Genomic DNA, 11,893 nt, shown 5'->3' on the forward strand with positions numbered 1-11,893 from the left:
TTTCTCATATAATGTTATTACAGAAAAACAAAATGTTTTAATTTACTTTTAATAATTAGTAATTAGCTATTAAAAATAATATACCTTCTTTTTTTCATATTCTTCACAAAAAATTTATATATACCATTCAATTTTTTTATTTGGATAATATCCGTATCTATGTTCTGAATGATTTTCTTCTTCTTCTTTTTGCCTCTTTTTATTCGTCAGTGCATAAACAATTAATATTGCTCCAAAGACTTGAACCCAGCTTCCTACAAGTAAAAGTTGGTCTCCTAATATAGCTTTATCATTTAATAATGCCACATTCCCTACTCCATCAATTAGCGCTCCTAATCCAATTAATTCATTACCATAAGCTTCGATATTGGTTAGAAAAGTACCTTCCTCTAATGCACCAGTTGTTTCAATCTGAGCACCAATTGCTTGTATAATACTTCCAACTGTATTTAGCTTATGTCCTTCTACTTCTAAACCTTCACGTTCTATATTTGTGGCAATTGTATTTGTTATGTTACCTGCCGCTTGAGACCAAGCGCCAACCATTATTAATAACTCTGTTTGGTCTTGTTCCTTTTTATATAATTTTTCTCGTCCTATCGCTTGCAGGGAGTTGCCAAATGCTTCGATTGCATTTCCTTTTGCAAATAAGTCTCTTCCGAAATCTTCACTAACAATTTTTTTACTTGAAACGCCAACAGCAGAAGTTAATGTACCAAATATTAAAAAGTATCCACCGATCAAAACCAAATCTTCACCCGGATCGTTCATCTTGGCACCTCCCATTTTATTTGCATTTAAATCATTTTATTCAATTTTAATTTTAATTGACAATTATTATTGTTTTAATTAATATAATAACAATAAATATTTCGACATTTAAAAGCCATGAAGAGCAAAGTAGTAAAGCTAACATTATTTACAGAGAACTCCGGTAGCTGAAAAGGAGTAATAATATGCTTTATGAAAAAAAGACTTGGAGCTTCGTATGGAACTAAAGATTACTCTTTAGGGATGGTACGACGGGATCTCCCGTTATAGAGATAGGGTATAAGCATTATGCCGTACCCGATAAGATTGATATGGTAACGTATCAATAAACTGAGGTGGTACCACGAAGTTGACAAACTCTCGTCCTCAAGATGAATAATCTTGGGGGTGGGAGTTTTTTTTATTTTCTTTTTTTATTGATTCAACTAAATAAAACAAAAACTTTGAGGTGAAAAAACATGCATTGGGCATATAAAATCGCAAATGAAATAATTGAAAAATATCCAAATAAAGAAACCTATGTTTGTGCATCTGGCATTAGCCCATCTGGTTCCGTTCACATTGGAAATTTTCGTGAGATCATTACATCCTATTTTGTCGTTAAAGCATTAAAAAATTTAGGTAAAAAAACAAGATTTATCTTTTCTTGGGATGACTTTGATCGATTCAGAAAAGTCCCAAATAATATTGATCCCTCTTTTAGTAAATATATCGGACAATCGTATTCAAGTATTCCTGATCCATATGGGTGTCACTCTTCTTTTGCTGAACACTTTGAGAAAGAATTTGAAAATGCTTTGATTGATTTTGGAATTGAGATTGAGTTTATATACCAAAGTAAAGAATACAGTTCTGGGCGATATAAAGATGAAATTATTCACGCACTTGAAACAAGAAAAGAAATCTATGATATTTTAATGAAGTTCAAAACAAATGCTCCAACTGAACAAGAACGAAGTGAATTTTATCCAATCACACTTTATTGTGAAAATTGCGAGAAAGATGACACGAAGATTACTAACTATAATAGTAAAAGCAAAATTTTATCTTATTCATGTAGCTGTAGTTATTCAAATCTTTTAAATGTAAATGATGCACGGAATATTAAATTAAACTGGAAAATTGATTGGGCAATGAGATGGATGAAAGAAGATGTCGTTTTTGAACCCGGTGGTAGGGATCATTCGTCTGAGACGGGTAGCTATAATGTATCCAATGAAATAGCGAAAACAATTTTTAATTTTGACGCCCCCCACTATGCTCCTTACGAATTTATTGGCATTAAAGGGCAAAATAAAAAAATGTCAAGTTCGACTGGGAATCTGATTACACCAGCTGAATTGATGAAAGTTTATTTACCTGAAATAATCCTATTTATGTTTGCAAGATACAAACCAACTGCATCATTCAATATAGGACTTGATGAAGATGTTATTAAAAACTATTCTGAATTTGAAAGATATAAAGCGAATTTTATGAATCACACTTTACACGACCAAGATCTTCTTCAGTCCATTGAATTTGCACATAATAGTGCGATTGAGACCGAGCTACCTAAATTTAATCACATTGCAAGTATTCTACCTTTAGTGAATTATAATGTAGATTTATTACAAAATATTTTTGAAAATAATGGTGAACCTTATCCAATTGAAAAAATTCGTAAAATTAGTCAACGGGCTGAATATTGGATAAAAAAATATTATCCTCAAAAACATATTATTGTTAATCAACAACAAGAAACGGAATACTATCATTCTTTAACTAAACAACAACAAAATTGGTTAACTGTTTTATGTGATCAAATTTTTAAAAATGAAAGCACTGAGAATTTAATGAAAGAATTATATTCAATTTGCTACCATGAAGATAAAAAATTAATGAAAACAAACCAAAAACATTTTTTCACAATGATCTATCAATTAGTTTTAAATAGACCTAGCGGACCACCAATCCCTTTGTTATTTGAGGCAGTAAGTAAAAATGAACTAATTACTTTACTAAAATTTCATTAAGGTTAAATAATTAAAAATGGGACTCAAATTGATTATCTGAGTCCCATTTAATTATTCTATTGAATTCGATTTTTAAAAGCTTCTTCTGTTACGATATAATCTTCTTCACGATCTTCATGTTTACGGTCTTCTGGAGCAACTACTGACCCTTTCGGACTAGTTGGCGCATGACCTTTTTTCTTATGATTAAAGCTTTTCCCTCTTGCCATTTAAAATCCTCCTTAAACAAATCATCATTAATAATATGAGTATTTCAACTTTATCTTATAGATGGTAGATTATTACAAAGAGTTCATTTTTTAATTCTATTTTTGATGATATGATAAATGTAAACCAACTTAAAAAACAGAGGTATATGTATGAAGAAAGAATTTGCAATTGGCATTTCAAATCATATTAAAAACTGGATGGAGTTCAATCATTCGTTATTTGAAATAGAGGAAATTCCAACGACTTTCAATACTTTACAAAATTTTCAACAATGGGCAAATGGAAAACCGATCATTTCAGCTTTTCATTTAAAAAAAATAGAAGAAGAAAGCTACTATTTATTATTTATCGATTGGCATCGAAATGAGAATTATTATTTAGTAATATATGTTGAAAATAAATCAACAACTGCTGCTGAAATAAGGGAGCTTAAAGAAATTGATGGTAAATTTTCATTAGTATGGAAATATAACCCATTAAAGCGTGATGGAAAGAATGCCGAGCGTAAAGCTTATTTCAAACAGGTATTCGGATCTCTTCAAGTAGAAATACAAATACCTAGCACTTCTAATGAAGTTGAAGAGTTTTTTAATAATCTATACAAGCTTTGTAGAAATCGCCAAACAGCTGATCGAATAATTGATGTATTTGATTATTAAATCAATCTACATTTATTTAATTAAACAAAATAAAGGCTGCCGATTTTTTCGACAGCCAAACTTTTTAGTCAATATGAGGCTTTTCACCTTTTAACTCATCATAACAAATAACACAATTTTTCCCGGTTTGTTTCCCTACATACATTGCTTGATCTGCGCGACTGATACTTTCTGATACCCCTTTTTGCCGATCAAACTTTGATAATCCGAAAGTCATAGTTACGTGGATAGCATAATTCTCATAGTGATATTCAAATTCATCAATTGCATGTCTCAGTCTTTCTGCAATTTCCTTTGATTGATTGTATGGCGTGTTTGGTAATACAATTAAAAACTCTTCTCCACCCCAACGTCCAATATAGTCATTAGAACGAATTAATTCCTTAATAATTTTAGCACTTTGGCTTAATACAAAATCTCCCACATTATGGCCGTAATTATCATTTATTTTTTTAAATGAATCAATATCAAATAATAAAAATGAACAGTTATTTTCTGATGTTTTTATTTTTTCGAGGTCAGAAAGGATCAATTTGTGTAACCCTCTTCGATTTAATACCCCAGTTAACGGATCATTTAAAGAAAGCTCTTCTAATTCATTTTTCTTGTATTCTAAATCAATTACTAAATTTTTCAATTTTTTTTCAGCATCCATTCGTTTTTCGGCTATCCACGAAATCCATATTAAAAGAATTGTAATAAAGATTATTGGTAATATTTTTCCGCCAATTAACGAAATTTTATCTGAAGTTGGTAAAAAGTAATAAAACGTCCAATTTGTACCTGGTATTTCTCTTTTTATCGTATACATTCCATTGAGTATTTTAAGTTTATCTTTCGGTATCGTGTTCAATTGTTGAAGAATATTTCTAGAATAAGTTTTTCCAAGTATACTCATCTTAGTAATTTTATCATTCGATTGAAATTTTGCATTTGAGGAGGCAATAATATTTCCATTAGCATCTGCTAATACTGCATCAAAATCTTTATTTAACTTTTTACTTAAGTTTTTAAAGGTAATATCAATCGAAACTGAACCCACATACTTATTTTGAAAATCCACTGGAGAGGATACCGTAACCATCATCCCTTTTCCTGCACGGTCTAAATAAGGATGGCTCCAATACGATTTACGACTTGGATTTTTTTCAAATGTTCCAAGCGTTGTACTCTCTTCTTTTAAAACATCATTTGAAAATTTAAATTTATCTGAAGGAACAAAAGGATACAAATTATTAAATCCAGAGTTACTCGTGTAATAGATCCAAGAAATTTCTGGATAAGCATTGTACATTTCAGAGAAATAATTATTTAAGCAATCCGATAACAATATCTCTTTAAATTTAGTTGGATTATCGTTTGGCTTACCGACACCTGAAATATTGCCTTTATTAGTTTCTTGCAAATTCGCCTTGAGTGAATCACTGTTAAAGGTGTTGGTTTTAGCATCATAATGAATATAACTTAGATCTCCATTTCCATTCGTTACTTTGTCAGCTAAATATTCATTTGAATAGATTCTTAATATATCAGTGAATTCAGAGCCTACTTTTGAATAATCTTTAATTTTTTGATAGTCAATATCAAAACTATTTTCAAATTTTGTTTTTTCAGTTTTAGTAAAATAATATAAGGTGCTTCCTACAAATATGATTGAAACAATAATGACCAACAATAAACGAATACGTTTCAAAATCCTCCACTCCCGTTAAACCTTAGTTTTTTAGTTGGTCATGAAACTTCTTATCTAAATCTTCCACAGGTAAAGGTTTACTATAATAATATCCTTGTGCATATTTACAATTTTGAATTTGTAAAAATTCAACTTGAGTTTCAGTTTCAACACCTTCAGCAACCATGTCATATCCAAGCTTATTGCCTAAATCAATAATCGCGCTAACAATTGCTACTGAATTCGAAGATGCATTAATTTCATCAATAAATGCTTTATCAATTTTTAACTTATCAAATGGAAATTGTTGTAAATAACTAAAAGATGAATAACCAGTACCAAAGTCATCTATTGATAATCTAATCCCTAAAGCTTTTAGCTCGTTCATAATTTTAGTAGCTTCTATAATTTCTTGAGTGACACTTTCTGTAATTTCTAAGTCAAGATAGCTTGGTTCAAGGTTTGATTCGATTAAAGTTTGGTTAACAATATCGACAAACTCTTTATCTCTAAACTGTACACCAGACACATTGACTGCAATACTTTTAAGTGGAATCCCTTCATTTAACCAGTTCTTAAATTGATGGCACGCTGTTTTTAAAACCCATTTGCCTAATAAGTTAATTAGACCTGTTTCTTCCGCAACTGGTATAAACTCAATTGGCGGAATAAAACCATATTTAGGATGCTGCCATCTAATTAGTGCTTCTAACCCAATGATTTGATTAGATTCGAGATCGATTTGTGGTTGGTAGTGTATACTAAATTCATCATTTTCTAAAGCTTTACGAATCCCAATTTCAAGTTCCATTTTTCTGTCATTTGCTAACTTAACCTGTTCTGAGTAAAAATTATAACCATTTTTACCAGTTTCTTTTACTGTATTCATTGCCGTATCTGCATTTTGAAATAAAACTTCTACGGTTTCTCCATCGACTGGATACATACTAATACCAATACTGAAGGTAACATGTATATTGCGTTCATCAATCATTAATGATTTCGAAAACGATTCGTGAATCTTTTTTACTAATTCTCTAGGTTTTTTACTATCTGAGTTTTTTAATATAATGACAAAGCTATCTCCGTCAAAACGGAATAATTCACATTGATTACCAACTGAAAGCTTTAATCTTTCCGTTACTTTTTGAAGCATTTTATCACCAAAGCTATGACCGAACGTATCATTAATATTTTTAAAACGATCAAGGTCCATAAACATAATTGACATACTTTGATTTAATTCGTTACTTTCCCTCAAGGCAATATCAATTTGCTTGTATAATGCATTTTGATTCCCTATACCAGTTAATTGATCGTAATATGCAAGATATTCAAGCTTTTCAGCAGTTCTTTTTCGCTCTGTAATATCTCTTGCTACGACTTGTAAAGCATCTATACCTTGGAAAACTGTTAAATATGATAAGGCTTCTGTAAATATAATTGTCCCATCTTGTTTGAATAAACTATATTCATTCTCAATGATTTCTCCAGCTATTACTTTTTCTATATCTTTTTGCGCAGTTTCAATCGATTCTTTTGTTAAAAACTCAAAAACATATTTTCCAACTACTTGGTTTATGTTGTTTGAACCAACTAATTTTAATCCTGCACTATTGATATAAAGTATTTTTCCATCTAACCCATAAATTAAAGTAGTTTCTGGAGAATATTTAACTAATTTTTGATATCGTTCTTCACTTTCCATCAGTTTTCGTTCAGAGTGAGTTTGTAATGTAATATCTTGTGCAAAATACATTAAACGCTGAACTTCACCTTGATCATCTACGATTGGAATGCATTTGCTTTCTAAAACGACTTTATAACCATTTTTATGTTCAAATCTCACTTTAAACTGCGAAGTATCTTTAAATGTTTTCCGATTATGAAACTCTTCTTTCATTAATGAGACATCTTCTTCTAAAAATTCAAAGATTGATTTCCCTTCATATTCTGATTGCTCATACCCTAATAGTAGATGAACTGAAGGTGAGGTATATTCAATTACGCCTGAAAGATCTACAATGACTAAAATATCAGACGAATTCTCAACAAACATTCTATATCGGTCCTCTACAGAAGTAACCACTTTATTTTTTTTAATTAGGCTGTAATAAAAAAACATTGCAATAATGATGATAAAAATTAAACCTTTTAATATTACAACGCTAGAATCAATTCTACCCTTATAATGTTCAATTAACGAATCCGATAAAAAAATCCAAATAGTACTGAACAAGAGATAATAAAAAACTGCGTAAAACGATATTTTCTGCTGTCTTCCCCAGTTTTTTTGCATTCACAACACCTTTCTTATTTACATTCCACTTATTTGTTATTTTGAAATAGTAAACTTAACCTTATTCTAGCGTCGAGCTATACGATTCTCAACCTTTAAAATTTGGAAATAATAATTGAATCAACGTTAACTCTTAACTAATTTTCAAACAAAAAAACCTAGCTCAACTGAACTAGGTTTTTTTTATAAGTAACTTTATATGTAATTTAAACATTGACTGAATTTTGAAAGCTTGAGGCTTTATTTAACACGATAGGTGTTATTATAAAGCCAATAATCAGTCCTGATAAGTGGCCGGTTAGACTTGTCGATGGAATGATTAATGAAGAAAGTAATCCAATTCCTAAAAAAGTAATGACAAACTTGCGATCATCTGTAAATAGCATGTTTTTTCGAAATAAAGTAATAAATAAATACATTCCTAAAAACGCATATCCAACGCCAGATGCGCCAGTTTCAACTGTATTTGGCGTATAGAAAAAATTAATAATAAGACCCGTAATAATGACGGATGTTAAATAAAAAAGTAAAAACTTTACAGATCCTAATGCTCTTTCCAGTGGTCTGCCTAATATAATCATAAAAGTCATATTCATAAAAAAATGTGCGTAGCTACCGTGCATAAACGCATATGTAAAAAGTCGCCAAATTTCACCTTGCTCAACTAATTCGTGCTCATATCCACCTAAATTGATGATGTTTTGAATCGTATATCCTCCTGTAAGTGTCGTAATGATTACCAATATAGAACATATGCCAACCATAACTGTTGTTATTGGATATTTCTTAATAAATGTTTTGAAGTCTTCTGTCACTAAAAACATCAATCTCGTCCCTTCTGGAGCTATTATCAAAAAGTTGTATGACCCATTATTACTTAATTCGACATTTTTCAATAAAATCCTATTCTCAAATAAAAAAATCCCACAAATAATAGTGTAGAGAATAGGAATGGATCAATTTAGGGGAAAATAAATACGAAGCTGGACAAGAATTCCTTAACTTATGATGATTGAAAATACTTTTGGAAAATTTTTAATGGGACATTTGTTTCAATATATTTTGCACTCGTAAAAACAGCAACTAATTGTTGTTTTGGTGAAATAATGATACATTGCCCTCCATATCCCATAGCAAAATAAATAGAAGAATCAACTGCTTTTGGCTCATCATTTTCAGCTACCCACCAATGATATGCATATGAACCTACATGATGATATGTATGAAATTTCGCTTTTGTAGACTGTGATACCCAATCACTAGAAATAATCTGTTTATTATTCCATTTTCCATTTTGAAGCATTAAGATTCCAAGTTTTAGCATGTCATTCGGTTTTAAACTTAAACCAAACCCACCGATATTAATTCCGTTTGAATCCTCATGCCAAATAAATTCAGTTATTTCTAATGGTTCAAATAACATTTTTTTCGCGAAATTAGCTAATTTTTCTTTCGTTACAATTTGAATAATTGCACTAAGTACTTGTGAAGCTCCAGAGTCATAAATCATTTTCTCCCCAGGACTATTGACCATTTCTTTCTCTAAAACGTATTGTACCCAGTCTTCACTATTAATCATAGGGACTGGTCTACCACCCCATTCTCCCCATTCTTGCCAGTCATACCCCGCTGTCATTGTTAGAAAATGTTCAATTGTGAGCTCCTTTTTGTTTGGTTCTATATTTGGGAAGAATTCTGAAATTGGTGTCTTTACACTTTCAATAAAACCTTTATCAATTGCAATTCCTATTAACATAGATAAAACGCTCTTAGTCACTGAATTAACCTTAAATAATTTAGTTTCACTTTTCGTATTTTTATAATATTTATACTTAATTTCACCATTTTGATAGATGATGCATGTCGCGATACGCTCTTTTACTAGTTCATCTTCTAACTGTTCATAATTCATTGTATTTATTTTCAAGTAATTTCTCCTTATCGCACGTTTTCAAGTAGTTTTACTAATTTATGTATTAATCTTCCCATTAATCTAAAAAAAGCAAATAATCATTCATAAAAACAAAGCGAGCTGCAACAGCAACTCTAAATTTTTTGTCATTCGCAATATTTATCTATCTAGTATTTAATCAAACCATGTTTCTTTTAAAGGATTTTGATAGTATTCATACATTAACTCGATTTGAGCAGCGGTGTTACGGCTTAGTGAAAGCTCCGGTAATTCACTTACATCATAAAAATCAATTCCACTCGTTTCTATACCAGTAGTAGAATTCCCACCTACAATTTCACATTGGATAAATAGTTTGTAATAGTGATATAACTGAGGCGGATGAGCATGTTTGGTCATATCTAAAACTGCTAGTAGCTTCTTCACTTCTACTATATAACCAGATTCCTCAAAAATTTCTTTTACGACATTTTCAGAAGCTGATAAGCCTACATCACAAAATCCACCCGGTAAAGACCACTTATTCTCACTTTTTTCTCTTACTAATAAAATTTTCCCATCTTTAAAAACCACACCTCTAACATCAACTTTAGGCGTTGGATAACCTCGTTCATTAGCGAATAATTCCTCGATTTCATCGAATTGTAAGTTAGAGTATTGATTCAAAATATCCGCACTAATGTTTCTTAATTCTACATATCTTTCTTTATCAAAAGGATCTTTCGTAAAGGCCAATCCTGCTTGAGAAATTGCTTGGATTTGCTGTGCCCATTGTAGCCACTTTAAACTCATTGGAGCCATCCTTTCCAAAACATTTTTATTATTTTACTAAATTTCTATATAATTTGTCCTAATGTTAGTTTACGCACCAGTAACTCCTGTTGACATAATAATTGCCTAAAAGTAAAAAAGAAAGCTCTAAATACTAAGAACTTTCTTCTCAAATTAAATAATCGAATCCTTCATCGTCAACATAATCGGACAATGGTCACTGCCCATTATTTCGGCGTGTATTTCTGAGTTAATTAATTCAGTTTGAAGTCGATTTGAAATAATAAAATAATCAATACGCCATCCAATATTTCGCTCACGCACTTTTGCCATATAAGACCACCAACTATAAGAACCTTCTTTAGTTGGATTTAAAAATCTAAAACTATCTGTAAATCCATTCTCTAATAAAACGGTCATTTTCCCACGTTCTTCTTCAGTAAAGCCCGAATTTTTACGATTAGATTTTGGATTTGCCAAATCAATTTCATTATGTGCAACATTCAAGTCTCCACATAAAATGACTGGTTTTTGCTCATCAAGTTTCGTTAAATAATGTTTAAACTCATCTTCCCATTCTAATCTGATTGGTAATCTTGCCAAGTCTCGTTGCGAATTAGGCGTATAAACATTTACCATATAAAATTTTTCAAACTCTAAAGTTAATACTCTACCTTCTACATCTTCTTCCTTTCCATTAAATCCAAAGCTTACATTTAATGGTTGATGTTTCGTAAAAATTGCAGTTCCTGAATAACCTTTTCTAACTGCCGAATGCCAATATTGATAATAACCATCTAATTCCAATGCTATTTGATCTTCTTGACACTTCGTTTCTTGAATACAAAAAATATCTGCATTTTGTTCATTAAAATAATCTAAAAAACCTTTTTGTACACATGCTCGAATTCCATTTACATTCCATGATATTAATTTCATACTTTTTTCTCCAATTTACGTTTCGGTTTTGGTTTTACTAAAGATGAACGATAGTCAAACTGATGAATTTGTCCATGGTAAATTGAAGTTTTATCATATAACTCTTCAAAAGATGAGATTTCATATTTCTTCGTTAAATGTAGAAATATTTTTGCACATGCTTCTGCATCTGCTAATGCATGGTGATGGTGATCTAATAAAATACCGAGCTGGTTTGACAAAGTATCTAATGAGTAACGGGATTGTTTAGGCAATACCTTTTTAGCAAGCTGAAGTGAACATAATAAATTGTTTAAAGCTGAAGGTACTCCATATCTTGATAAATTATCTTTTAATGCATAACCATCAAACGGTAAATTATGTGCTACCAGTGTTTTCCCTTCAATTTTACTTTTAATTGTTTCATAAAATTCCGGGAAAAGAGGTGCATCCTGAACATCTCTTGGTCTAATTCCGTGCACAGAAATATTCATAGAATAAAAATCTTCTTCAGGATTAATAAGGGAATAAACTTGATCAACAATTACTCCATCTTCAACAAATACAAAACCGGCAGCGCAAATGCTATGGCGATTGTAATTTGCTGTTTCAAAATCAAACGCTACAAATGAATTCATATTATTTAACTTCCTCTGTTTTTATGAT

At 30.7% G+C, this 11,893-nt stretch carries 11 protein-coding genes and 1 other annotated feature; of the genes, 2 read left to right on the top strand and 9 right to left on the bottom strand.

Features of this window, described 5'->3' with window-relative positions; genetic code table 11:
• Window positions 1-114: 114 nt before the first annotated feature.
• A complete protein-coding gene (locus CN692_RS03820) occupies window positions 115-771 on the bottom strand; it encodes a DUF6944 family repetitive protein (protein ID WP_098117808.1) in 657 nt (218 codons plus the stop codon).
• A 108-nt stretch (window positions 772-879) separates the two neighbouring features.
• Window positions 880-1,142: a binding site (T-box leader), on the top strand.
• 87 nt (window positions 1,143-1,229) lie between these two features.
• On the opposite strand from CN692_RS03820, the gene lysS reads away from it, so the two are divergent.
• Entirely contained in the window at window positions 1,230-2,786 is a 1,557-nt protein-coding gene (lysS, locus tag CN692_RS03825; protein WP_098117809.1) for a lysine--tRNA ligase, read from the top strand.
• Between the two features lie 56 nt (window positions 2,787-2,842).
• Here the strand turns inward: lysS and CN692_RS25985 are convergent, their stop codons facing one another.
• Window positions 2,843-2,995, bottom strand: a complete 153-nt coding sequence (locus CN692_RS25985) for a hypothetical protein (protein ID WP_179874362.1) — start codon at window positions 2,993-2,995, stop codon at window positions 2,843-2,845.
• A gap of 150 nt (window positions 2,996-3,145) precedes the next feature.
• Between CN692_RS25985 and CN692_RS03830 the strand changes: the two genes are divergently transcribed.
• Complete coding sequence (locus CN692_RS03830) at window positions 3,146-3,655, top strand: hypothetical protein (protein WP_098117810.1); 510 nt, start codon at window positions 3,146-3,148, stop codon at window positions 3,653-3,655.
• A gap of 64 nt (window positions 3,656-3,719) precedes the next feature.
• Here the strand turns inward: CN692_RS03830 and CN692_RS03835 are convergent, their stop codons facing one another.
• The 7 genes from CN692_RS03835 to CN692_RS03865 form a co-directional block, all read right to left on the bottom strand.
• A complete protein-coding gene (locus CN692_RS03835; protein ID WP_098117812.1) occupies window positions 3,720-5,348 on the bottom strand; it encodes a sensor domain-containing diguanylate cyclase in 1,629 nt (542 codons plus the stop codon).
• 22 nt (window positions 5,349-5,370) lie between these two features.
• Entirely contained in the window at window positions 5,371-7,626 is a 2,256-nt protein-coding gene (locus CN692_RS03840; protein WP_098117813.1) for a sensor domain-containing protein, read from the bottom strand.
• Window positions 7,627-7,832: 206 nt separating this feature from the next.
• Entirely contained in the window at window positions 7,833-8,450 is a 618-nt protein-coding gene (locus tag CN692_RS03845; protein ID WP_098117814.1) for a rhomboid family intramembrane serine protease, read from the bottom strand.
• A gap of 179 nt (window positions 8,451-8,629) precedes the next feature.
• The gene (locus CN692_RS03850; protein ID WP_098117816.1) at window positions 8,630-9,553 is read right to left on the bottom strand and encodes a serine hydrolase domain-containing protein; all 924 of its coding nucleotides are present in this window, start codon (window positions 9,551-9,553) and stop codon (window positions 8,630-8,632) included.
• A 159-nt stretch (window positions 9,554-9,712) separates the two neighbouring features.
• A complete protein-coding gene (locus tag CN692_RS03855) occupies window positions 9,713-10,330 on the bottom strand; it encodes an NUDIX hydrolase (protein WP_098117817.1) in 618 nt (205 codons plus the stop codon).
• A gap of 153 nt (window positions 10,331-10,483) precedes the next feature.
• On the bottom strand, window positions 10,484-11,248 hold the full coding sequence (locus tag CN692_RS03860; RefSeq protein ID WP_098117818.1) for an exodeoxyribonuclease III: 765 nt from the start codon (window positions 11,246-11,248) through the stop codon (window positions 10,484-10,486).
• Complete coding sequence (locus CN692_RS03865) at window positions 11,245-11,865, bottom strand: 3'-5' exonuclease (RefSeq protein WP_142317488.1); 621 nt, start codon at window positions 11,863-11,865, stop codon at window positions 11,245-11,247. The genes CN692_RS03860 and CN692_RS03865 overlap by 4 nt, the downstream gene beginning before the upstream one ends.
• Window positions 11,866-11,893: the final 28 nt, after the last annotated feature.

This window comes from Bacillus sp. AFS002410 (assembly GCF_002556365.1).
Classification (GTDB): domain Bacteria; phylum Bacillota; class Bacilli; order Bacillales; family Bacillaceae_G; genus Gottfriedia.